Consider the following 21,049-nt stretch of genomic DNA (forward strand, 5'->3'; position numbering starts at 1 on the left):
GGCGTAAGCCGGTGAAGCGTGGCCGCGGGAGCGCTTGCGTACCGTTGCCCTGAGGGCCGGCGCTGATCGAGGATCGGAGGGAGCTGGATGACCGATCCCTCCTGTCTGGCCGATGAGGACGGCGAGACCGGATCAGCAGTGCGGGCCGCTTTGCTCAGTTGCCGGTTGGCAGCCGGTGATGCCCGCTGATGTCACAAAGCCGACCGGGCGAGGGTCGGCTTTGTCGGCTGCTGTAGTGATGGCCATGCGCCCTGGTCCGGGCAGTTATGCCACCGGCGCCGCAAGGATGCGGACTTTAGGGCGGGGGAGGCGTCAGGCCGCCAGCCCCTTGGAGCCGATGTCCAGGAACTTCTGGCGCCGGTCCTTGATCAGCGTGGCGGCATCTTTGCCCTCCAGCTCGGCCAGCATCTCCGCCAGCGCGCCGCGCACCGCCTCAAAGGCGGCTTCGGCATTGCGATGGGCGCCTCCGAGCGGTTCCGGGATGATCTTATCCACCACGGCCAGCTCCTTGAGGTTCTGGGCGGTAAGGCGCAGGGCTTCGGCGGCTTCACGCATTTTCTCGGCATCTTTCCAGAGGATCGAGGCGCAGCCTTCGGGGCTGATCACGGAGTAAACCGAATGTTCCAGCATTGCGACGCGGTTCGCGGTGGCAAAGGCCACGGCACCACCGGAGCCGCCTTCGCCGATGATGATGGAGATCAGCGGCACACCGATCTTGAGGCACATCTCGGTTGAGCGGGCAATGGCTTCGGATTGGCCGCGTTCTTCGGCACCTTTGCCGGGATAGGCGCCTGCGGTGTCCACAAGGGTCACCACGGGCAGGCCGAAACGACCGGCCATTTCCATCAGGCGGATGGCCTTGCGGTAGCCTTCGGGGCGGGCCATGCCAAAGTTATGGGCGATGCGAGCCTTGGTGTTGGACCCTTTTTCATGGCCAATAACCATAACCGGCTGGTCGTTGAAGCGGGCCAGGCCGCCCATAACCGCCAGATCATCGGCAAAGTTCCGGTCACCGGCCAGTGGCGTGTATTCGGTGAACAGCGCATCAATGTAATCGCGGCAATGCGGCCGTTCGGGGTGACGCGCGACCTGACATTTGCGCCAGGGGGTCAGATCCTTGTAAAGATCGATCAGCAACTGCGCCGCCTTGGCGTCTAGCGCTGCGGCCTCATCTGTCAGATCGGCCTCTTCATTGGCCCGGGCCAGGGCGCGCAGTTCTTCCGCCTTGCCTTCGATTTCGGCCAACGGTTTCTCAAAATCCATGTACTGGGTCATGTCGTCTCACTCGAGCGGTTTGCCCGATATATGGCCTCAAGGGGCGGCGGATGCAACTCAGCAAGATTTGTGAAGTGCTGCTATGGCATCCAAAACCGGTCAGAAGAGGGACGTTTTCCGATGAGCAACTCCTATGAGGACCGCATTCTGCGTGTGCTGGCGTATATCTACGACAACCCCGAGGGGGATCTGTCGCTGGATGCGCTGGCGGATGTCGCGGCGATGTCGCGGTTCCATTGGCACCGGGTGTTTCGCGCCCTGACCGGGGAAACCTGCGCGCAGGCGGTGCGCCGTATCCGGCTGCATCTGGCGGCGACCGCTCTGGTGCAGGGCAGCGCGCGGATCGAGCGTATCGGCGAGGCTGCCGGCTATCCCAATCCACGTTCCTTTGCCCGTGTTTTCGCCGATGCCTATGGGGTGTCGCCCGCTGCGTTTCGCAAAAGGGGCCGTCTTCTGCCGCCAAATCCCAATCTGATTGCCAAAGGAGAACCCATGTTACCCGTTACCCTTCGCACCGAACCCGGCCGCAGGCTGGCCGCGCTTGCCCACAAAGGCGCCTATAGCGAGATTGGTCGCAGTTTCGAGGCCTTTTCCGCGCTTTGTACGGCGCGCAATCTCTGGCCGCAGATGCGCCAGATGATCGGTGTCTACCTCGACAGCCCGGATGCTGTTCCGGATGCGGAGCTGCGCAGCTTCGCCGGGGCCAGCACGGCCGATGACAGCGTCCTGCCGGAGGGGATGGAAGAGGTTGTCTTGCCCGGCGGCAAGACCGCAGTCCTGACTTACAAGGGGCCATACTCCGGGATCCATGCGGCCTATGGCGATCTGTTCGGGGCCTGGTTACCGCAGTCGCAGGAAGAGCCGGCCGATGCGCCCTGTTACGAGATCTATCTCAATGATCCGCATCAGGTCGCGCCGGAGGAGCTGCTGACCGAGATCTGCCTGCCGCTGAAGTGAGTGTCAGCCCTGTAGCAGGATCGCGGCCAGCGAGGCCAACAGCAGCGCCGCCATGGTCCAGTTGAATGCCCGCAGCTGAGCGGGCCGGGTCAGCAGCCGTCGCAGTTGCTGACCCAGAATGGTCCAGGTCGAGGCTGAGAAACAGCCAATCAGCAGATAGGTGCCCGATACCCAGAGGATCGCCGTCACATCGCGGCTGGCTGCATAGAGGGTGATCGCGCCGAGTGCCATTGCCCAGGCCTTTGGGTTGACCCATTGGAAGGCGCAGGCCTGAAGAAAGCTGAGCGGTGTGCCCTGTGCCTCGCCGTCCTGCGGCGGGGCCGCATTGGCGACCTTCCAGGCCAGCCAGAGCATATAGGCCACCGACAGGGCGGTCATGATCCAGGTGAGTGGCGGGAAGGCGTCGAACAGCTGCATCACGCCAAGGCCCACCGGCAGGATCATCAGCGGAAAGCCGATCGCCACGCCAAGAAGATGTGGCAGGGTGCGCTGGAAACCGAAATTGGCGCCCGAGGCCATCAGCATCAGATTGTTGGGACCCGGCGTGAAAACAGTGCCGAAGACAAAAGCCGCAAGGGCGAGGAAGAGTTCATAAGTCATGGCGATGAAAATGCAGGGTCTCGGCGTGAATGAAATTGCGTTCTCTGCGTGAATGGATCATGTTTTGCAACAAATGGCGAAACTTGATCAAATAAACGACAAGATATTGCGTGAGCTAACCCGGGACGGGCGGATAAGCAATCTAGAGCTCGCCGACCGGGTTGGTCTGTCGCCCTCGGCCTGTCTGCGCCGGGTGCAGGAGATGGAGCGCAGCGGTCTCATCACCGGCTACCGTGCGGTGTTGAACCGTCAGGCGCTAGGCGTGGGGTTTGTCACCTATATCGGCGTTGGCCTTGGCGAACACACCAAGGAGGCGCAGGAGGCCTTTGAGGTTGCGATGCGACAGGCGCCGGAGGTGGTGGAGTGCCACAATATCACCGGCACCATCGAATATCTGCTGCGGGTCGAATGCGCAGATCTGCCAAGTTACAAGAAGTTTCACACCGATATTCTGGGCACGTCGCCTTATGTCACTTCGATCACCACCTATGTGGTCATGGGATCGCCCAAGGATCTGCGGGCCTGAGCGCCGGGGTGGTGGTATTTTTGAGTATTTGAGGAAAGGTGACAGGGCTGCTGTCACCCTTCGGCCAGGGCGGCGCGCATGGCGATGGCAGGGGAGGCCAGTACGGGGATCTCCGTTTTTACGAGATCAGCAGCCCCGGCCATCGAGGCCTGCGCCAGGACCACACAGGCGGTATCAGCCACCAAGGCCAGGCTGGTGCTGATCCAAGTGGCGATCTCGGTGTGAAACAACTCGCTGTTGCCATTGGTGAAATGAGGCCAGAGACCGGTCAGCGGCAGGCTGCGGATCTCGGCGGTCTGGCCGTTTTGGGCGAAGGCGCGTTCGAGCAGCGCAGTGGAGGCCGCGCGGGTGCTGTCCAGGCAGTAGGCGAGCAGCACCGGACCGCCGATCTGGGCGGCGGCCTGCATCATCGGCCAGTCGAGTCGCGTGGCGCCAGCGGTTTCTGCCAGCTCGCCCAGCGTGGTGCAGGTGCACAGGGCGGGACCGGTGACCTGGCGGATCTCGGCGGTGACCTCCTCGCGCAGGGTGTCGTCGATGCCATTTTGCGCCCGTTCCAGCCAGTCGGGGCGGACAATGTGATGCAGTTTTGCCGAGCCGGCCAGCGCCTCGAAGGTTGCCACATGGACGTCGGCCGTATGGATGAGCGTGAGGTCGGTCATGGTCTGCGCCTGTGGCTGGGCGGGAGCGCGGTTGCGCTCCCGGCTTTCTGGGTCAGCTGTTGCTGGCGATCAGGTCCGATTGGGCGACAATCACCTCGGCCTGTTTGATCGAGGCGATATCGACCAGGCGACCCTTGTAGACGGTGGCGCCTTCGCCGTTGGCCTTGGCGGTTTCCATTGCGGCGAGGATTTCGCGGGCCTCGGAGACTGCCTCTTGCGACGGGGTGAAGACCTGATTGGCCAGTGCGATTTGTTTGGGGTGGATGGCCCATTTCCCGACCATCCCCAGCGTGGCGGAGCGTTTGGCCTGGGCGATATAGCCCTCGTCATCAGAGAAATCTCCGAATGGACCGTCCACCGGCAGGATGCCATGGGTGCGACAGGCGGCAACGATGGCGGCCTGCGCCCAGTGCCAGGGATCGGACCAGTGTTTTTCGCCCGCGCGCAGCATGTAGTAGTCTTCCTGCGTGCCGCCGATGCCGGTGGTCTGCATGCCCATTGAGGCCGCGAAATCCGCCGCACCCAGCGACATGGCCTGAAGGCGTGGGCTGCTGGCGGCGATGGCTTCGACATGGGCGATGCCCGCAGCGGATTCGATGATCACCTCAAAGGATACCGGTTTGCTGCGGCCCTTGGCGCGTTCAATGGCGGTGACCAGCGCGTCGACCGCATAGACGTCTTCAGCGCAGCCCACCTTGGGGATCATGATCTGATCGAGGCGGTCACCGGCCTGTTCCAGAAGATCCACAACATCGCGATACCAATAGGGCGTATCCAGCCCGTTGATGCGCACCGACATGTATTTGTTGCCCCAATCGACCGTGTTCAGGGCCTCGATCACATTGGCGCGGGCGCTGTCCTTGTCGGAGGGGGCTACCGAATCTTCCAGATCGAGGTTGATCACATCCGCTGCCGAGGCCGCCATTTTGGGAAAGAGCTTGGTGTTGGAGCCGGGGCCGAACAACTGGCAACGGTTGGGGCGGGCCGGGGCGGCGGGTTGGATGCGAAAACTCATGCTGGCGACCTTTGAGTAATGAAGTGTCAAATTTTCCTTCTGTTTTGGTATTAAATTACGATCCGACCTGCAAGGAATTTGTGCAAGCGCAGCATTGCAGGTGCAGAAAGCGGCAGCTCTGGCGCGTGCCTGCGGGCGCAACCAAGCAAGGAACGCGCGCATCCGTCGCGAGGATCGAATAATCTTCGTGTAATTTGCGAAAACGTCGAAGAAATCTGCGTTGACCTGCGGATATTGCGCGGAATTCGGGAGCCTCTCGCAGAGCGGCTCTCTTACACTCGCGCGGAACTCGACTTTTACTCAGGAGGCCCCGCCATGATCGAGACCCCGTATCTGCTGTTTCTGGGCGACGCGCCCGATATGCTGGCTGCCAAGGTGGCCATCGGTATCCGTGACTGGCGGCCCGACCATGCCGTGGGCCAGATCCGCCTGCCGGGCTGTGGTGCCGATCTGGGGCTGACCGACATGACGCTGGCAGAGGCCAAGGCCGCCGGTGCCAAGACGCTGGTGATCGGTGTTGCCAACCGGGGCGGCGTGATCTCTCCGGCGTGGAAAGAGGTGCTGATTGCGGCCCTCGAGATGGGCTATGATCTGGCGTCTGGCCTGCACAACCTGCTGCGCGATGAGGGCGATCTGGTGGCAGCTGCCCAGACCCATGGCGGCACCCTGCATGATGTGCGCGTGCCCACTGTTGGCTATCCGATCGCCAATGGGGTGAAGCGCAGCGGCAAGCGCTGTCTGGCGGTTGGCACGGATTGTTCGGTCGGCAAGATGTATACCGCGCTGGCGATGGATGCCGAGATGCAGGAACGCGGGATGAAGTCGTCCTTCCGCGCGACGGGTCAGACGGGTATTCTGATCACCGGCCAGGGCGTGCCGCTGGATGCCGTGATTGCGGATTTCATGGCCGGTGCCGTCGAGTATCTGACGCCGGACAATGAAGACGACCACTGGGATCTGATCGAAGGTCAGGGCTCTTTGTTTCACGTGTCGTATTCCGGGGTGACCATGGCACTGGTGCATGGTGGGCAGCCGGATGCGCTGATCCTGTGCCATGAGCCGACCCGTGAGCATATGCGTGGCCTGCCGGGATATAAGCTGCCGAGCCTGGAGCAGCTGCGTGATACCGCGCTGCCGCTGGCGCAGGTTTCCAACCCGGACTGCAAGGTTGTCGGCATTTCCGTCAACACCCAGCATTTGAGCGAGGAAGAGGCGAAATCCTACCTCGCCGAGGTCGAGGCGCGGATGGGTCTGCCTGCGGTTGACCCCTATCGCCATGGCGCTGGCCGTCTGGTGGACGCGCTGAACGCGGTGTGATCTAACCTCGCTGTCGCCGGGGTGGTCCGACAGGATCGGAGCCTCCGGCGGGAGTATTTCGGGAAAGATGACATCCGGGGCCTGCGTCCTTGCCGGCGCCTTGTCCGGTTGGATCCCGCGCGGTCGGATTTGACCAAATAGAGATTGACTAAAACCGCAGTGATGGAGACAGCCATGCAGATCAGCGTGACCCCCGATACCTTCAAGTTGGCGCAGGTCTTTACCATCTCCCGCGGCTCGCGCACCGAGGCCAAGGTGCTGACGGTCCGCATTGAGCAGGATGGTATGACGGGCTGGGGCGAATGTGTGCCCTATGCGCGCTATGGCGAGACGCTTGAGAGTGTCACTGCCGAGATTGAAGGTCTGCCTGAGACATTTGGTCGTGAAGAGCTGCAATCGCTCCTGCCTGCGGGCGCGGCGCGCAACGCAGTGGATTGTGCGCTATGGGATCTGGAAGCGAAACGGGTGGGCAAGCGCGTCTGGGAGCTGGCAGGTCTGCCAGAGCCAAAGCCGGAAATCACCGCCTATACGCTGTCGCTTGATAGCCCCGAGAACATGCAGGCGCAGGCAGCGAAGAATGCCCATCGTCCGCTGCTGAAGATCAAGCTGGGGACCGCTGACGATATGGCCCGCCTGGAAGCCGTGCGCGCGGGTGCGCCTGATGCGCGGATCATCGTTGATGCCAATGAGGGGTGGAGCGCGGAGGTCTATGCCGATCTTGCCCCGCATCTGGTGCGGCTGGGTGTGGCGCTGGTTGAACAGCCGCTGCCCGCGGGAGAGGATGAGGCCCTGTTAGGGATGGAGCGGCCGGTGCCGGTCTGCGCCGATGAGAGCTGCCATGACCGTGAGAGCCTTGCTGCGCTTGAAGGAAAATATGACGTCATCAATATCAAGCTGGACAAGACCGGCGGGCTGACCGAAGCGCTGAAACTGCGCGAGGCGGCACTGGCGCGGGGCTTTGATGTGATGGTGGGCTGCATGGTGGGATCGTCTCTGGCGATGGCCCCTGCGACACTGGTGGCGCAGGGTGCGGTGGTCACGGACCTTGACGGGCCGCTGCTTCTGGCCGAAGACCGCGAGGAACCGTTGAATTTCGACGCAGCCGGCGTGCACCCGCCGAACGCAGCCTTGTGGGGTTAAGGAGACCAAGATGACCCGTACCGTATATGTGAATGGCGAATACCTGCCCGAGACCGAAGCCAAGGTCTCCATTTTTGACCGCGGCTTTCTGATGGCGGATGCGGTCTATGAGGTGACATCGGTTCTGGGCGGCAAGCTGATCGATTTCGAAGGTCACGCCGTGCGTTTGAAGCGCTCGCTGGATGAGCTGGAGATGGCGGAGCCCTGCTCGAAGGAAGAGCTGCTGGAGATCCACCGCAAGCTGGTTGAACTGAACGGTATCGAGGAGGGCCTGGTCTATCTGCAGGTCAGCCGTGGCTCGGACGGGGATCGTGATTTTGTGTTCCCCTCTGCCGATACCCAGCCGACGCTGGTGCTGTTTACCCAGAACAAACCCGGTCTTGCGGACAGCCCGGCAGCCAAGAAAGGCGCCAAGATCATCTCGATCGAGGACATCCGCTGGGGCCGTCGCGACATCAAGACGGTGCAGCTGCTCTACCCCTCCATGGGCAAGATGATGGCCAAGAAGGCCGGCGCAGATGACGCCTGGATGATCGAGGATGGTCATGTGACCGAGGGGACGTCGAACAACGCCTATTTCGTCAAGGATGGCGTGATCGTCACCCGCCCGCTGTCCAATGACATTCTGCACGGCATCACTCGCAAGGCGGTTCTGCGCATGGCGGAAGAGGCGCAGCTGAAAGTGGAAGAGCGCCTGTTCACCATCGAGGAAGCCAAGGCGGCGGATGAGGCCTTTACCACCTCGGCTTCTGCTTTTGTGATGCCGGTTGTTGAAATCGATGGTGTAGCGCTGGGCGATGGTACGCCGGGCCCGATCGCCAAGCGCCTGCGCGAGATCTATCTGGAAGAAAGCATGAAAGAAGCGATCTGATCGCGCTGTTCTGCGAGACCGGAAAAGGCCGCCCCCGTGATGGAGGGCGGCCTTTTTATTGGTGGTCTGTCGCGCGTCGTTAGAGAAGCGACATCAGCTTGCGGGCTGCATCCTCGGAGGAGGCCGGGTTCTGTCCGGTGACCAGCTTGCCGTCGATGATGGCAAATTCCGCCCAGTCGTCCTGTTTTTCATACAGGCCGCCATTGGCTTTCAGCATGTCCTCGACCAGGAAGGGCACCACATCGGTGAGGCCAACGGCCTCTTCCTCGGTGTTGGTGAATCCGGTGACGCGCTTGCCCGCCACCAGCGGTTTGCCATCGGCCCCCTCGGTGTGGCGGAACACGGCCGGGGCGTGGCAGACGGCGCCGACCGGGCGGTCGCTCCGGGCGAACCCTTCGATCAGGCGGCGGCTGTCGGCGTCTTCGGCCAGATCCCAGAGCGGGCCGTGGCCACCGGGGTAGAAGATCGCATCGAAACCTGCGTCTGTCACCTCGGACAGCACCTTGGTGTTGGCCAAGGCGCCCTGTGCAGCGGGATCGTCCTTGAACCGGCGGGTGGCTTCGGTCTGGGCGCTATCATCGTCGCTTTTGGGGTCAAGTGGCGGCTGGCCGCCCTTGGGCGAGGCCAGCGTGACTTCGGCGCCGGCATCTTTGAACACGTAGTAGGGGGCGGCGAATTCCTCCAGCCAGAAGCCGGTTTTTTCGCCCGTGTCGCCCAGTTGGTCGTGGGATGTGAGAACCATCAGGATTTTCATCTCGGGTCTCCTTTCCATATGAAGTTCAGATCAGTCGGCGAGGTGAATGACGCGTTTGCCAAAGGCCTCGCCTCTCAGGAGACCAACGAATGCGGCGGGCGCTTGTTCCAGACCTTCGATCATTTCCTCGCGGTATTTCACTTTGCCGTCCTGTACCCAGCCGGTCATCTGCTTGGCGAACTCCGGGTAGAGGTGGCCGAAATCGTCAAAGACAATGAAGCCGCGCATGGTGATGCGCTTGCGCAGCAGCTGGCCCATCAGATAGTTCATCCGGTCGGGGCCTTCGGGCAGGGCGGTGGCATTATACTGGGAGATGAGGCCGCAGAGCGGGATCCGAGCCGAGGGGTTCAACAGCGGCATCACCGCATCGAAGACTGCACCGCCGACGTTCTCGAAATAGATGTCGATGCCATCCGGGACCGCCTTGGCGAGATCGTCGGCAAAGCTATCAGTCTTGTAATCTATGCAGGCATCAAAGCCCAAAGTGTCGACGACATGCTGGCATTTTTCGGCCCCGCCGGCGATGCCGACAACGCGCAAACCGAGGATCTTGCCGATCTGGCCAACGGTCGCGCCCACGGGTCCGCTGGCGCTTGCGACCACCAGTGTTTCGCCTTCCTTTGGCTGCCCGATCTGGGTGAGACCCGCCCAGGCGGTGAGACCGGGCATGCCCAGAACACCAAGCGCCCAAGAGGGGTTCTGCGGGGTCTTGCCCATATTGATGGTGAGGGATCCATCAGACAGTGCATAGTCCTGCCAGCCGCCGAAGGCGACAACCCAGTCGCCCGGTTCGTACCCCTGAAGGTTGGAGGTCACGACCTGTGCAACGGTGCCGCCCACCATGACCTCTCCGATTTCGACCGGAGCGGCATAAGACGGGGCGCTGCTCATCCGGCCGCGCATGTAGGGATCCAGCGACAGGTATTCGTTGCGCAGCAGCATCTGGCCTTCGCCGGGGGTCGGGATGTCGCTGGTTTCCAGGCGCAGGGTGCTGTCGGTCGGCTCACCCTTGGGGCGCTCTGCGAGGATGAATTTGCGGTTGGTGCTGTCGGACTGTGGCATGGGATGGTTCCTCTCTGATGAAGTTACGAACTAGACCGATCGTCTAGTGGTTGGAAAATTTTTTTGGCGCGGATCAGCTCTGCGGTGGTGGGAGCATGATCAGGGTCTGGGACATGGCGGTTTCAAACGGCGCGCCGTCCTGGGACAGATGTGCCATGAGGCTGGCTCCCAGCCAGATCTGGTAGAGGGTTGTGGCGGTCTGGTCGGGATCGACACTTGCGGCCAGAGACCCATCCGCCTGTGCGCCGCGAAGGCAGTCGGACAGGCGGGCGACGATCGATTCCACGCCGTGTTGCAGGATCGCGCGCATGTCGGCGGACAGATCGGACACTTCTGCTGCTAGCTTCACGATCAGGCATTTCTGCTCTGCGTTGCCGGAGATCTGGCGATCTTTCCAGCAGCGGAAATAGCCCAGCACCTGATCCCGCCCCGATTGTTCGGGATCATTCAGCGTGTGCCGGAGCTCCAGCCGGTATTGATCAACATAGTGGCGCAGGAGCGCGCAGCCATAATCCTCTTTCGAGGCGAAATAGTGATAGAAGGAGCCTTTGGGCACCTGCGCCGTGCTCAGCAGCTCGGTCAGGCCAACCGAGGTGTAGCCGCGCTGTGCGGTCAGCTTGCGGCCGGTGTCCAGAATTTGCAGGCGTGTCTCACTCATGATGCTAGACATAAGCTGACTAGACCGATTGTCTAGTGGCGCTTGCAGAATTATTTCTGCGGCGGATCAAACCTGCTGAAAATGCGACAAGGCCCCGCGATTGCGGGGCCTTGTTCAGGCTGATGCCAAGTGTGAGGGAGGTGTTACTTGATCATCAGTTGTGGGGAGACGACGTCGATACCCAGTGCCTTGCCGACGGCGAAATAGGTCAGCTTGCCCGCGTGGACGTTCAGACCGTTCAGCAGGTGCGGATCATCGGCGCAGGCCTGTTTCCATCCTTTGTTGGCGAGATTCAGCATGAAGGGCAGGGTCGCATTGCCCAGGGCCTGGGTCGAGGTGCGCGCGACGGCGCCCGGCATGTTGGCCACGCAGTAGTGCATGATGCCGTCGACTTCGTAGATCGGATCGGCGTGGGTGGTGGCTCGGGAGGTCTCGAAGCAGCCGCCCTGGTCGATAGCGACGTCGACCAGAACCGCACCCGGCTTCATCTCGCTGAGCTGTGCACGGGAGACCAGTTTCGGCGCCGCGGCACCGGGGATCAGAACCGCACCGATCACCATATCGGCGTCACGGACCAGCTCAGCGGTGGCACCAGCGGTGGAATACTGGTTCTTGAAGTCGCGACCGAAGACATCGTCGAGGTACTTCAGGCGTGTGAGCGAACGGTCGAGAATAGTGACATCTGCGCCCATGCCCGCAGCGATCTTGGCCGCATGGGTGCCGACCACACCGCCGCCGATCACAACAACCTTGGCGGGGGCCACGCCGGGGACGCCGCCCATCAGAACGCCACGGCCACCGTTTGCCTTTTGCAGGGTGTATGCGCCAACCTGCGGGGCCAGACGGCCGGCCACTTCGGACATCGGCGCCAGCAGCGGCAGGCCGCCACGGTCGTCGGTCACGGTTTCATAGGCGATGGCGGTACAGCCGCTTTCCAGAAGGTCCTTTGTCTGCTCCGGATCGGGGGCCAGGTGCAGATAAGTGAACAGCAGCTGGCCTTCGCGCAGCATCTTGCGCTCAACGGCCTGGGGTTCCTTGACCTTCACGATCATTTCGGCGGTCGCGAAGATCTCTTCGGCGGTGTCGATGATGGCGGCACCAGCGGCGACGTAATCCTCATCGGTGAAACCTGCACCCATGCCAGCACCGGCCTGGATCAGGACAGAATGTCCGTGGTTAACGGCTTCACGGGCGGCGTCCGGCGTCATGCCGACACGGAATTCCTGCGGCTTGATCTCTGTGGGGCATCCGATTTTCATGTAATCACTCCTCCTACATGCTTGCGCTATTGTGCCGCAGGCGCAGTGAAAAGTGCTTCTTTTTTGGGCAGATTAAAAAGGTGCAGATCGAAGGTTCTTCGAATATATTGTAACTTTGACGAAGGATCTTTCACCATATGTCACTTGATCACACGGATCGTCGGATCTTGCAGGTGTTGCAGAAGCAGGGCCGGATCTCCAACGCAGAGCTGAGCGAACAGGTTAACCTGTCGGCGTCGGCCTGCCACCGACGGGTCCAGCGCCTGGAGGCGGATGGCTATATCCGCAATTATGTCGCGCTGCTGGATGCACGCAAGATGAACCTGCCCGCAACGGTATTTGTGGAGATTACCCTGCAAAGCCAGGCCGACGAGCTGCTGGACGCGTTTGAGAAGGCAGTGGCACGCATTCCGGATGTGCTTGAATGTCATCTGATGGCGGGAACGGCGGATTACATCCTGAAGGTGGTGGCTGAAAACACCGATGATTTCGCCCGCATCCATCGCCAGCATCTGACGCGACTGCCCGGCGTGGCGCAGATGCAAAGCTCCTTTGCGCTGCGTACGGTGTTCAAGACCACGGCGCTGCCGGTCTGACCGGGGCAGCGCCCCTGTGGCAGGGCGGCTTGTAAGGCTCCGTGATCTGGGAAAGACTACTCAGGCAGAACAAGACGGCAGGATCGTCGCGGGCGGGGGCATATGGACTGGGACTATATCATCATTGGCGCGGGCAGCGCGGGGTGTGTGCTGGCCAACCGGTTGAGTGCCGCAGGGCAGCGCGTGCTGCTGTTGGAAGCGGGAGGCAGGGACAACTACCATTGGGTGCATATCCCGATGGGATATCTCTATTGCATCAACAATCCGCGTACCGACTGGATGTATCGGACCGAGGCCGAGGCCGGGCTGAACGGGCGGGCGCTGATCTATCCGCGTGGCAAGGTGCTGGGCGGCTGTTCCTCCATCAACGGGATGTTGTACCTGCGCGGACAGGCGGCGGATTATGACGGCTGGCGTCAGCGCGGCCTGACAGGCTGGGGCTGGGACGACGTGCTGCCCTATTTCAAGAAGTCAGAGGATTATGTTGAAGGGCCGTCCGATCTGCACGGCTCGGGCGGCGAATGGCGGGTGGAAAACCAGCGGCTGCATTGGGATGTGCTGGACGACTGGATGCAGGCGGCCGCGGACTGGGGGCTGCCAAAGGTCACGGATTTCAACACCGGTAACAACGAAGGAGTCGGTTACTTCCGGGTGAATCAGCGTGGCGGCTGGCGGATGAACACCGCAAAGGCGTTTCTGCGGACCGCAACCGGCGAGACACTGAAGGTCGAGACCGGCGCCCATACACGGCGCATTCTGATCGAAGAGGGCCGGGCGGTGGGCGTGGAGTACAGCCAGGGGGGCGTGGTCAGGACCGCGCGGACGCGGGGGGAAATCGTGCTGTCGGCGGGCGCAATCAACAGCCCTCAGATCCTGCAACTCTCTGGCCTGGGTCCGGCGGAACTGCTGCGGGCGCATGGGATCGAGGTGCATCGTGACCTACCTGAGATTGGCCGGAACCTTCAGGATCATTTGCAGCTGCGCTGCGCCTGGCGGCTGAGCGGGGCAAAGACGCTGAACACGCTGGCAAACTCGCTGATTGGCAAGGTGAAGATCGCTGCCGAATATGCGCTGCGCCGGTCTGGCCCGATGTCGATGGCGCCCAGTCAGCTGGGTGCGTTTTCACGGTCGCGCCCGGATCTGGCGACGCCGGATCTGGAGTATCACGTGCAGCCCCTGACGCTGGAGGCCTTTGGTCAGCCGCTGCATGACTTTCCGGGGCTGACGGCGAGTGTGTGCAACCTGCGGCCCGAAAGCCGGGGTGAGGTGGCGATCACCAGCGCCGATCCGATGCAGGCGCCGCGTATTGCACCCAATTACCTGTCAACCGCAGGCGATCGTCAGGTCGCGGTCGCCGCGATCCGGCAGGCACGCGCGATCATGGGGCAGTCCGCCATGCGCCGCTATCTGCCGGAGGAGCTGAAGCCGGGCGGCGGATCCGATGAGGAGGCGGATCTGATGCAGGCAGCGGGTGATATCGGCACCACGATATTTCACCCGACCTGTACGGTGCGGATGGGCATCGAGGAGGCGGCGCCGGTGGATGGGGCGCTTCGGCTGCGCGGAGTGGCGGGGCTGCGGGTGGTTGATGCCAGTGTGATGCCGGTGATTCCCAGCGGCAATACCAATGCCCCCACAATCATGATCGCGGAAAAGGCAGCTGACATGATTTTGAGTGATCATCGCGCGTAATTGGTGTTTCTCGCACCGTGCCCCCTTGCGCCCGTTCGGATTATTCGATTCCCTGTTCTGACCCTGTCGGCGGTCGCGCCACGGGGAGCGATGGCCTGTTGGCAGTGACGGCGCGGAGTGCCGACGGATCTCTGCGACGGTATGGTGTGACATGAAACAATCACATCTGCCTGCTACTGCCGCGTGACTGACCACTAACCGACCAAGGAGCCCGAGCGTGACCAGCGAGTATGACCCTGATTCCTTTGACTGGCTGGACGCTGAACTTCAGGACACGTTGGACGAAGATTTCGAGATCGAGTTCGCCGAACCGATGCTGTCGATGGAGCTGCGCAAGATCTATCGCTCACAGCATCCGGAGATGCTGGACCGTAAGGTCTATTTCCGCAATCTGCTGCGGTTGCAGGCGGAGCTGATCAAGGTGCAGGACTGGGTCCAGCACACTGGGGCAAAGGTCTGCATCCTGTTTGAGGGCCGCGACAGCGCAGGCAAGGGCGGGGTGATCAAGCGGATCACCCAGCGCCTGAACCCGCGGGTGGCGCGGGTGGTGGCCTTGCCCGCCCCCAGCCGCCGTGAGCAGAGCCAGTGGTATTTCCAGCGCTATGTGCCGTATCTGCCAGCGGCGGGTGAAATCGTGCTCTTCGACCGCTCCTGGTACAATCGCGCCGGGGTGGAGCGGGTCATGGGATTTGCCAGCGATGACCAGGTCGAACAGTTCTTTCAGGACGTTCCCGAATTCGAGCGGATGCTGGTTCGGTCGGGCATCATCCTGCTGAAATACTGGTTCTCCATCACCGATGAAGAACAGCAGCTGCGGTTTCTCATGCGGATCCATGATCCGATGAAACAGTGGAAGCTGTCGCCGATGGATCTGGAGAGCCGAATCCGCTGGGAGCAGTATACCAAGGCCAAGGAAGATATGTTCGAGCGCACCAATATCCCGGAAGCGCCTTGGTATATCGTCGAGGGCAACGACAAGAAGCGCGAGCGGCTGAACTGTATCGAGCATCTGCTGACGAAGATTCCATATAGCGAGGTGCCGAGCGAACGGGTCTCACTGCCGGACCGGGAGTACAAGCCCGATTACGAACGCCGGGTGCTGCCGGATGACCTCTACGTGCCCAAGATCTACTGACGGCAGGCCGTTTGTCGCGTCTGGACAGCCGCCGGGACCGTGCCCTGGCTGCGCCTGATCGGGCGGGCGCGCAGGCGTGGTGCGGGGCTGTTAGGGAAAGCGCAGTCAGGGCGCTGTCTACCCGTGGGTTCTGAGGAGAGAAGGAACCCGGAGCGGCAAATGCCTTGGTTGTAAGGGGGTAAGACAAGCGCCTGATGGGGGGGAGACGCTGCCTGCTCCGGGTTTAAACCACCGGGTGTTCCAGATCCGATGGAGCGGGCAGCTGCTGGGGAAACGCTTCAGCCTGCCCGTGCATTAACCAGACTAGCGCAGTTTTCCTGAAACGAACACACGTATTGCGTGTATTTTTTGATAAAATATTAATTTTATAGGCGACGGATTGTCGCACTCGCTATTTTCGGGGAGGGCAAAAACGACAAACCCCCGCGGCAAAGCCTCGGGGGTCGTCAATTTTGCGTCCAGAACTGCGGATCGAAGGGCTCAGAGGAGGCCTTCGCGCTGTGCTTTCTTACGTGCCAGTTTACGGGCACGGCGAATCGCTTCAGCTTTCTCACGCGCTTTTTTCTCGGACGGCTTCTCGAAATGTTGCTTGAGCTTCATTTCGCGGAAGACGCCTTCACGCTGCAGCTTTTTCTTCAGGGCACGAAGCGCCTGATCGACGTTATTGTCGCGAACACTAACCTGCATGTGGTTTTCACCACCTTTCTAAGTTGAGTTGCAAGGATTTGCAGGAGCTGGCCATATAGCAAGGTCGTGCTAGCTTGTCCAGTGCCGGGCAGGGGCGGTGCAGATGCTCCTGTAGCTGTTTGATGCGTCATTGTCGCTGAGCCGAACAGTCCGGGCGTGTCTGTCCGCGCCGCAGGTGATACCCGGTGTCCAGAAGACGCGATTGCGATTAGAGAGAGATGAGATTTCGGAAGGCGATATCATGACGATTGAGGATCACACCGACCCGCGCTCCGTGCCTGAGGCGGGCGACACCATCGAGCGGCTGCTGAATGCCGCATTACTGCATGTGCCCTTTGATGGCTGGAGCGCCTCGACATTCTCTGCAGCGGTGGCGGACGCCGGGGTTGCCCCGGCGCTGGCGGAGGCGTTGTGCCCACGCGGCGCGGTAGATCTGGCGGTTGCCTTTCACAGGCGTGGTGATCAGCTGATGCTTGAGCGATTGGCGCAAGAGGACATGACCGGCCTGCGGTTTCGCGACAAGATCGCACGGGCGGTGCGTCTGCGGCTGGAGGTCGTCGACGATAAGGAAGCCGTGCGCCGTGGCACCACTTTGTTTTCGCTGCCACAATACGCAGGCGATGGTGTTCGGCTGATCTGGGGCACGGTGGATGCGATCTGGACCGCGCTTGGCGATTCTTCGGAGGATATCAACTGGTACACCAAGCGGGGATCGCTTGCGGGCGTTTATTCTTCGACCGTGCTCTATTGGCTGGGAGACGACAGTCTGAACCACCAAGCCAGCTGGGAGTTTCTCGACCGTCGCATCGATAACGTCATGCAGTTCGAGAAACTGAAGGCGCAGATGCAGTCCAACCCGTTGCTGAAACCTCTGTTGGTGGGGCCGAACTGGCTGGCCCAGCAGATAAAGGCGCCGAGCGCGCGCGACGACCTGCCGGGCAGCTGGTCGACCCCGCGGCGCTGATGGGCGCAACGTTCTGGTTGCCTGTGCCAATGCAACGTCTTTGACGGGCAGCCGTCCTTTGCTAGGCAGTGACAACAGCGGAGGAATGCCAATGACCGAGATGATGCAGGCGATTGAGATTCGCGAGCCGGGTGGGCCTGAGGTTTTGCAGGGCTGTGCGCGCCCGATGCCGACCCCGGCGCATGGGCAGGTGGTTCTGAAAGTGGCCTATGCAGGCGTCAATCGCCCGGATGCGCTGCAACGCGCGGGCAAATACGCACCTCCCCCGACCGCCAGCGGCCTGCCGGGCCTGGAAGCCTCAGGCGAGGTGGTCGCCATTGGCGCCGGGGTCAGCGAGCTGACTGTGGGCGACCGGGTCTGTGCGCTGCTACCCGGCGGCGGCTATGCCGAATATGTCGTGACGCCAGCGGCGCATTGCCTGCCGGTGCCTGAGGGGCTGTCAATGAAGCAGGCAGCCTGCCTGCCGGAGACCTGTTTCACCGTCTGGTCCAACGTCTTTACCCGCGGGGGCCTGTTGGCCGGGGAGCGGTTTCTTGTTCACGGAGGGTCATCCGGTATCGGAACAACCGCGATTCAGCTTGCTTCGCAGCTGGGCGCGCGGGTCTTCACGACCGCCGGATCAGATGAGAAATGTGCGGCGTGCCTGACGCTTGGGGCCGAACGGGCGATCAATTACCGCGATGAGGATTTCGTCGAGGTAATGAAAAGCGAAGGCGGGGCCAATCTGATTCTGGACATGGTGGGCGGCGACTATATTCCGCGCAACGTGCGTGCGCTCGCGGATGATGGCCGCATGGTCCACATCGCGTTTCTGTCAGGTCCGAAGGTGGAGTTGAACTTTGCCCAGGTCATGGCGCGGCGTCTGACGCTGACCGGATCAACACTGCGACCACAGAGCGATCTGGCAAAGGCGCAGATTGCGCGGGATCTGCGCGAGGTGGTCTGGCCACTTATCGAGGCAGGGAAATTCGCGCCGGTGATGGACCAGACCTTTGCCCTGGAAGATGCGGCGGCGGCCCATGCACGGATGGAAAGCTCTGCGCATATCGGCAAGATTGTTCTGGAGGTCGGCGGCGAGGGGTAGGCCCCGCCGCGCGGGCTGATCGTGCTGGCGCGGTTGTCGCCGACACGTGTCAGGCAACGGCTCGGCGATAGAGATGCCAGGTGGCGTGTCCCAATACCGGGACCACCACGATCATGCCCGCAAACATCGGGATCGCAGCGACCAGCAGCGCAAGCGCGACAATGAGGCCCCAGACCAGCGAGACCCAGAGATTCCGGCGCACCACGCGCAGGGATGTGGCGACAGCGATGGGCAGGCCGACATGCCGGTCCAGCAACAGCGGAAAAGACACAAGGCTGACCGCGAGCGCTGCAAAGGCGAAGATCCCGCCTACGGTGCCGCCGATCACCAGCATTGCCCAGCCGGCACCGGTGGTGAAGATATCCTGGGTAAAGGCCGCCAGAGATGTCGGGGCCTCGGGCCCGAGCGTGCGGTTGTAGATCGCCGCAGCCACCGTCAGCCAGAGGATGCAGAGCGCGGCCAGATATAGGCCCAGCATCAGGATCGACAGGAACGCCGGGGAGCGCAGCACGGCAAAGGCGTCCATCCAGCGCGGTGTGAAACCGGCCTCGCGGCGTGATGACATCTCATAGAGCCCAACGGCGGCGACCGGGCCAACCAGCGCAAATCCGAGGACCAGCGGGAGGATCAACGGCAGGAGGTTCATCGACAGGCTGAGGACAACCAAGGCCACGCCAATCAGCGGGTAGAGAAAGACAAGCGCCATGGCGTCAGATCGGCAGGCCGCGAAATCCTGCCACCCGGCCCGCAGCGCAGCACCGAGGTCTGCCATGTCCAGCTGGAGCACGCGGGGCATCTCGCCTGCCTTGTCACTGCCCAGATGGTCCACCGAAGCGGAAAGATGGGAACTGGTTAGGCCAACGGATTTTGCCAGCCAGCTGATGGGGTTTCCGATGGTTCGTGCCATGATTATTCCTCTCGGGTTCGCGCAGTGCGCGGCAGTCCGGTCAAGGGAGGTGAGCACGACAGGTCCGGATCTGAGGTGCTCTCAGAGTGGTGCATATGCTCAGTCTACCATAAAGGCAGCGCAAATTGGGTCACTATGGCGCGAGGGATGCCATTTCCCGGTGCCTCTCCCTGTGCTTCGGCGCAGGAGTCGTCTGGCCGTGCCGATCGCAGCGCTAGCGGATCGGCTCGAACACCGCGTTTTTCTGCGTGCAGTCCCGGATCACATCGCGGCCGCAGGGCACGGGTTTCAGGTCGCGGGACAGACAGATGCGGGCTTCCTGGATGTGGCCATCGCGGCAGGTGATGGTCAGCGTGTCGGGCTTCAGATCGGGGTTGTCCTGCAGAAAGGCCTGCTCCACCAGACTGGCGGGTAGGGTCACGGCTTGGGTCAGCCTGCGAAAGGCACGCGGTCGGTTGATCTCTGCATAGGCCTGCCGGGAGAGGGCGAAATATTCGCGAGCGGACAGGCCACTACAGGTTCCGTGTTTCTTCCACTGATGCCAGGCGAGGCCGGAAGTCCCCATGATGTCGGCCATCTGCTGCGTCTGCTGGCGGGTCGGCGGTGCCTCTGCGGTGCGGCAGTAGCTCGGCCAGCCACGATGGAACTGCGGCCAGAGCCCATGCAGGGTCCAGCCATAATCGTGGCGGGGGTCGCATTGCTCGGACCGTTTGGCGTCGCCTTCCAGCGCACACCAGTTCGGCGACCAGCTGAGACTGAGGACATAGTAGTCGAACTGCCCGGCAATCTCGCCTTCGGCTGTTGCCTGTCTCGGCGATGTCGCGGCAAAGGCGATGCCCAGTCCGACAGTTGCTACCGCAATAAGGGCTGCCTTCAGGGTCCGTTTGATGCCGCGCATTCGCCTCTTTCCTTATAGAAACATCGCGACTATATAGAATTGAAGTTCCCCGACAACGGAAACCGCCCCAAATCGGGGAAGCCTCTTTCAGGCGACGGGAAAGATGTATCTGGGACAACCGTGTTACTAAGGAGATGAGCGCATGGCAAAACCGTTGATGGCCAAGGCGACCGCCGTGTGGCTGGTGGACAATACCACGATCAGCTTCAAACAGATTGCCGATTTTGTCGGTATGCACGAGCTGGAAATCCAGGGCATCGCTGATGGCGATGTGGCTGCTGGCGTCAAAGGGTTCGACCCGGTTGCCAACAACCAGCTGACGCAGGAAGAGGTGGATAAGGCCGAAAACAACCCGCTGCATAAGCTGAAGTTGAAGTTCAACCCGGCTGCTGCCGGTGAAGAGAAACGCCGTGGACCGCGCTACACGCCGCTGTCCAAGCGTCAGGACCGTCCGGCGTCGATCTACTGGCTGGTGAAGTTCCACCCTGAGCTGTCCGATGGCCAGATTTCCAAGCTGGTGGGCACCACCAAGCCGACCATTCAGGCGATCCGCGAGCGGACCCATTGGAACATTGCCAATATCCAGCCGATCGACCCGGTCGCGCTGGGCCTGTGTAAACAGTCCGAACTGGATGCCGCCGTACAGAAAGCCGCCGCCAAGAAGGCTGCCGAAGGTGGTGTGATGAGCGATGACGAACGTCGCAAGTTGGTGTCGACTGAACAGTCGCTGGAGATGGACGCAGAGCCCCGTATGCCGTCGGCGATCGAGGGTCTGGAGACCTTTACCCTCGGTGGCAGCGACAAGCCGAGCCGCGCCGAAGAAGAGGATGTGGTTGACGCTGACAGCTTCTTCAACCTGCCTGCCGGTGGCGATGACGAGGATGACGAGGACGATACGGATCCCCGTTTCTAAGCCACACGCGCCCCTGCACAGGGGTGACGCAAGATAGAAAAAAGCCACGGGATGCACAGCGTTCCGTGGCTTTTTTGCGT

22 protein-coding genes are annotated in these 21,049 nt (G+C 61.8%); 11 read left to right on the plus strand and 11 right to left on the minus strand.

The features are described from left to right. Positions 1 to 312: 312 nt before the first annotated feature. Entirely contained in the window at positions 313 to 1,275 is a 963-nt protein-coding gene (locus VXL81_RS13130; protein ID WP_340546683.1) for an acetyl-CoA carboxylase carboxyltransferase subunit alpha, read from the minus strand. A 120-nt stretch (positions 1,276 to 1,395) separates the two neighbouring features. Here VXL81_RS13130 and VXL81_RS13135 point away from each other — a divergent pair, with 120 nt between their 5' ends. Beyond that, on the plus strand, positions 1,396 to 2,232 hold the full coding sequence (locus VXL81_RS13135; protein WP_416534627.1) for an AraC family transcriptional regulator: 837 nt from the start codon (positions 1,396 to 1,398) through the stop codon (positions 2,230 to 2,232). Between the two features lie 3 nt (positions 2,233 to 2,235). Here VXL81_RS13135 and VXL81_RS13140 read toward each other — a convergent pair whose 3' ends face one another. Further along, entirely contained in the window at positions 2,236 to 2,832 is a 597-nt protein-coding gene (locus VXL81_RS13140) for a LysE family translocator (RefSeq protein ID WP_340546685.1), read from the minus strand. Positions 2,833 to 2,905: 73 nt separating this feature from the next. Here VXL81_RS13140 and VXL81_RS13145 point away from each other — a divergent pair, with 73 nt between their 5' ends. Continuing rightward, positions 2,906 to 3,358, plus strand: coding sequence for an Lrp/AsnC family transcriptional regulator (locus VXL81_RS13145; protein ID WP_416534626.1), 453 nt, complete (start codon positions 2,906 to 2,908; stop codon positions 3,356 to 3,358). 53 nt (positions 3,359 to 3,411) lie between these two features. Here the strand turns inward: VXL81_RS13145 and VXL81_RS13150 are convergent, their stop codons facing one another. After that, positions 3,412 to 4,017: a hypothetical protein gene (locus tag VXL81_RS13150; protein ID WP_416545182.1), complete on the minus strand. Its 606-nt coding sequence runs from the start codon at positions 4,015 to 4,017 to the stop codon at positions 3,412 to 3,414. A 52-nt stretch (positions 4,018 to 4,069) separates the two neighbouring features. Next, positions 4,070 to 5,032, minus strand: coding sequence for an L-malyl-CoA/beta-methylmalyl-CoA lyase (locus tag VXL81_RS13155; protein WP_340546688.1), 963 nt, complete (start codon positions 5,030 to 5,032; stop codon positions 4,070 to 4,072). A 315-nt stretch (positions 5,033 to 5,347) separates the two neighbouring features. Here VXL81_RS13155 and dgcN point away from each other — a divergent pair, with 315 nt between their 5' ends. The 3 genes from dgcN to VXL81_RS13170 all read left to right on the plus strand — a co-directional run bounded on the left by dgcN (position 5,348) and on the right by VXL81_RS13170 (position 8,360). Then, positions 5,348 to 6,349 (plus strand): N-acetyltransferase DgcN, encoded by a 1,002-nt coding sequence (dgcN, locus tag VXL81_RS13160; RefSeq protein WP_340546689.1) that lies wholly within the window; start codon positions 5,348 to 5,350, stop codon positions 6,347 to 6,349. Positions 6,350 to 6,523: 174 nt separating this feature from the next. Continuing rightward, the gene (dgcA, locus tag VXL81_RS13165) at positions 6,524 to 7,489 is read left to right on the plus strand and encodes an N-acetyl-D-Glu racemase DgcA (protein WP_416554645.1); all 966 of its coding nucleotides are present in this window, start codon (positions 6,524 to 6,526) and stop codon (positions 7,487 to 7,489) included. A gap of 10 nt (positions 7,490 to 7,499) precedes the next feature. Further along, entirely contained in the window at positions 7,500 to 8,360 is an 861-nt protein-coding gene (locus tag VXL81_RS13170; RefSeq protein WP_340546691.1) for a D-amino-acid transaminase, read from the plus strand. Positions 8,361 to 8,439: 79 nt separating this feature from the next. On the opposite strand, the gene VXL81_RS13175 is transcribed toward VXL81_RS13170, so the two are convergent. The 4 genes from VXL81_RS13175 to ald all read right to left on the minus strand — a co-directional run bounded on the left by VXL81_RS13175 (position 8,440) and on the right by ald (position 12,093). Further along, on the minus strand, positions 8,440 to 9,114 hold the full coding sequence (locus VXL81_RS13175) for a type 1 glutamine amidotransferase domain-containing protein (protein WP_340546692.1): 675 nt from the start codon (positions 9,112 to 9,114) through the stop codon (positions 8,440 to 8,442). A gap of 30 nt (positions 9,115 to 9,144) precedes the next feature. After that, a complete protein-coding gene (locus VXL81_RS13180) occupies positions 9,145 to 10,176 on the minus strand; it encodes an NADP-dependent oxidoreductase (protein ID WP_416554647.1) in 1,032 nt (343 codons plus the stop codon). Between the two features lie 73 nt (positions 10,177 to 10,249). Then, positions 10,250 to 10,834, minus strand: coding sequence for a TetR/AcrR family transcriptional regulator (locus VXL81_RS13185; protein ID WP_416541107.1), 585 nt, complete (start codon positions 10,832 to 10,834; stop codon positions 10,250 to 10,252). Between the two features lie 143 nt (positions 10,835 to 10,977). Beyond that, the gene (ald, locus tag VXL81_RS13190) at positions 10,978 to 12,093 is read right to left on the minus strand and encodes an alanine dehydrogenase (protein WP_416554649.1); all 1,116 of its coding nucleotides are present in this window, start codon (positions 12,091 to 12,093) and stop codon (positions 10,978 to 10,980) included. Positions 12,094 to 12,230: 137 nt separating this feature from the next. Between ald and VXL81_RS13195 the strand changes: the two genes are divergently transcribed. From VXL81_RS13195 to ppk2, 3 genes are all read left to right on the plus strand, one after another. Continuing rightward, positions 12,231 to 12,689 carry an Lrp/AsnC family transcriptional regulator gene (locus VXL81_RS13195; protein WP_014875917.1) on the plus strand — a complete coding sequence of 153 codons (459 nt, stop codon included), beginning with the start codon at positions 12,231 to 12,233 and terminating at the stop codon, positions 12,687 to 12,689. 102 nt (positions 12,690 to 12,791) lie between these two features. Beyond that, positions 12,792 to 14,381 (plus strand): GMC family oxidoreductase, encoded by a 1,590-nt coding sequence (locus tag VXL81_RS13200; protein ID WP_416554651.1) that lies wholly within the window; start codon positions 12,792 to 12,794, stop codon positions 14,379 to 14,381. 217 nt (positions 14,382 to 14,598) lie between these two features. Beyond that, on the plus strand, positions 14,599 to 15,516 hold the full coding sequence (gene ppk2, locus VXL81_RS13205) for a polyphosphate kinase 2 (RefSeq protein WP_340546697.1): 918 nt from the start codon (positions 14,599 to 14,601) through the stop codon (positions 15,514 to 15,516). 480 nt (positions 15,517 to 15,996) lie between these two features. On the opposite strand, the gene rpsU is transcribed toward ppk2, so the two are convergent. Next, positions 15,997 to 16,203: a 30S ribosomal protein S21 gene (gene rpsU / locus VXL81_RS13210; protein WP_005614280.1), complete on the minus strand. Its 207-nt coding sequence runs from the start codon at positions 16,201 to 16,203 to the stop codon at positions 15,997 to 15,999. 241 nt (positions 16,204 to 16,444) lie between these two features. On the opposite strand from rpsU, the gene VXL81_RS13215 reads away from it, so the two are divergent. Together VXL81_RS13215 and VXL81_RS13220 are read left to right on the plus strand one after the other, a co-directional pair. Further along, positions 16,445 to 17,167: a COQ9 family protein gene (locus VXL81_RS13215; protein ID WP_340546698.1), complete on the plus strand. Its 723-nt coding sequence runs from the start codon at positions 16,445 to 16,447 to the stop codon at positions 17,165 to 17,167. 91 nt (positions 17,168 to 17,258) lie between these two features. Then, the gene (locus VXL81_RS13220) at positions 17,259 to 18,251 is read left to right on the plus strand and encodes an NAD(P)H-quinone oxidoreductase (RefSeq protein ID WP_416554653.1); all 993 of its coding nucleotides are present in this window, start codon (positions 17,259 to 17,261) and stop codon (positions 18,249 to 18,251) included. Positions 18,252 to 18,300: 49 nt separating this feature from the next. Here VXL81_RS13220 and VXL81_RS13225 read toward each other — a convergent pair whose 3' ends face one another. Together VXL81_RS13225 and VXL81_RS13230 are read right to left on the minus strand one after the other, a co-directional pair. Next, positions 18,301 to 19,158, minus strand: a complete 858-nt coding sequence (locus VXL81_RS13225; protein WP_340546700.1) for a DUF2189 domain-containing protein — start codon at positions 19,156 to 19,158, stop codon at positions 18,301 to 18,303. 214 nt (positions 19,159 to 19,372) lie between these two features. Next, the gene (locus tag VXL81_RS13230) at positions 19,373 to 20,056 is read right to left on the minus strand and encodes a ribonuclease T2 family protein (protein WP_416554655.1); all 684 of its coding nucleotides are present in this window, start codon (positions 20,054 to 20,056) and stop codon (positions 19,373 to 19,375) included. Positions 20,057 to 20,198: 142 nt separating this feature from the next. Here VXL81_RS13230 and VXL81_RS13235 point away from each other — a divergent pair, with 142 nt between their 5' ends. After that, positions 20,199 to 20,969: a DUF1013 domain-containing protein gene (locus tag VXL81_RS13235; protein WP_340546702.1), complete on the plus strand. Its 771-nt coding sequence runs from the start codon at positions 20,199 to 20,201 to the stop codon at positions 20,967 to 20,969. The last annotated feature ends 80 nt before the right edge of the window (positions 20,970 to 21,049 follow it).

The sequence above is a fragment of the Phaeobacter sp. JH204B genome, assembly GCF_048055755.1.
Classification (GTDB): domain Bacteria; phylum Pseudomonadota; class Alphaproteobacteria; order Rhodobacterales; family Rhodobacteraceae; genus Phaeobacter; species Phaeobacter bryozoorum.

What these genes read in the sequence shown, in the direction of transcription:
- VXL81_RS13220 (WP_416554653.1), top strand. Translation starts at nt 17,259, where the DNA reads ATGACCGAGATGATGCAGGCGATTGAGATTCGCGAGCCGGGTGGGCCT.
- VXL81_RS13140 (WP_340546685.1), bottom strand. Translation starts at nt 2,832, where the DNA reads ATGACTTATGAACTCTTCCTCGCCCTTGCGGCTTTTGTCTTCGGCACT.
- VXL81_RS13200 (WP_416554651.1), top strand. Translation starts at nt 12,792, where the DNA reads ATGGACTGGGACTATATCATCATTGGCGCGGGCAGCGCGGGGTGTGTG.
- VXL81_RS13195 (WP_014875917.1), top strand. Translation starts at nt 12,231, where the DNA reads ATGTCACTTGATCACACGGATCGTCGGATCTTGCAGGTGTTGCAGAAG.
- VXL81_RS13170 (WP_340546691.1), top strand. Translation starts at nt 7,500, where the DNA reads ATGACCCGTACCGTATATGTGAATGGCGAATACCTGCCCGAGACCGAA.
- VXL81_RS13175 (WP_340546692.1), bottom strand. Translation starts at nt 9,114, where the DNA reads ATGAAAATCCTGATGGTTCTCACATCCCACGACCAACTGGGCGACACG.
- dgcN (WP_340546689.1), top strand. Translation starts at nt 5,348, where the DNA reads ATGATCGAGACCCCGTATCTGCTGTTTCTGGGCGACGCGCCCGATATG.
- VXL81_RS13230 (WP_416554655.1), bottom strand. Translation starts at nt 20,056, where the DNA reads ATGCGCGGCATCAAACGGACCCTGAAGGCAGCCCTTATTGCGGTAGCA.
- VXL81_RS13180 (WP_416554647.1), bottom strand. Translation starts at nt 10,176, where the DNA reads ATGCCACAGTCCGACAGCACCAACCGCAAATTCATCCTCGCAGAGCGC.
- VXL81_RS13185 (WP_416541107.1), bottom strand. Translation starts at nt 10,834, where the DNA reads ATGAGTGAGACACGCCTGCAAATTCTGGACACCGGCCGCAAGCTGACC.
- dgcA (WP_416554645.1), top strand. Translation starts at nt 6,524, where the DNA reads ATGCAGATCAGCGTGACCCCCGATACCTTCAAGTTGGCGCAGGTCTTT.
- VXL81_RS13150 (WP_416545182.1), bottom strand. Translation starts at nt 4,017, where the DNA reads ATGACCGACCTCACGCTCATCCATACGGCCGACGTCCATGTGGCAACC.
- VXL81_RS13130 (WP_340546683.1), bottom strand. Translation starts at nt 1,275, where the DNA reads ATGACCCAGTACATGGATTTTGAGAAACCGTTGGCCGAAATCGAAGGC.
- rpsU (WP_005614280.1), bottom strand. Translation starts at nt 16,203, where the DNA reads ATGCAGGTTAGTGTTCGCGACAATAACGTCGATCAGGCGCTTCGTGCC.
- VXL81_RS13225 (WP_340546700.1), bottom strand. Translation starts at nt 19,158, where the DNA reads ATGGCACGAACCATCGGAAACCCCATCAGCTGGCTGGCAAAATCCGTT.
- VXL81_RS13135 (WP_416534627.1), top strand. Translation starts at nt 1,396, where the DNA reads ATGAGCAACTCCTATGAGGACCGCATTCTGCGTGTGCTGGCGTATATC.
- ald (WP_416554649.1), bottom strand. Translation starts at nt 12,093, where the DNA reads ATGAAAATCGGATGCCCCACAGAGATCAAGCCGCAGGAATTCCGTGTC.
- VXL81_RS13155 (WP_340546688.1), bottom strand. Translation starts at nt 5,032, where the DNA reads ATGAGTTTTCGCATCCAACCCGCCGCCCCGGCCCGCCCCAACCGTTGC.
- VXL81_RS13145 (WP_416534626.1), top strand. Translation starts at nt 2,906, where the DNA reads ATGGCGAAACTTGATCAAATAAACGACAAGATATTGCGTGAGCTAACC.
- VXL81_RS13235 (WP_340546702.1), top strand. Translation starts at nt 20,199, where the DNA reads ATGGCAAAACCGTTGATGGCCAAGGCGACCGCCGTGTGGCTGGTGGAC.
- VXL81_RS13215 (WP_340546698.1), top strand. Translation starts at nt 16,445, where the DNA reads ATGACGATTGAGGATCACACCGACCCGCGCTCCGTGCCTGAGGCGGGC.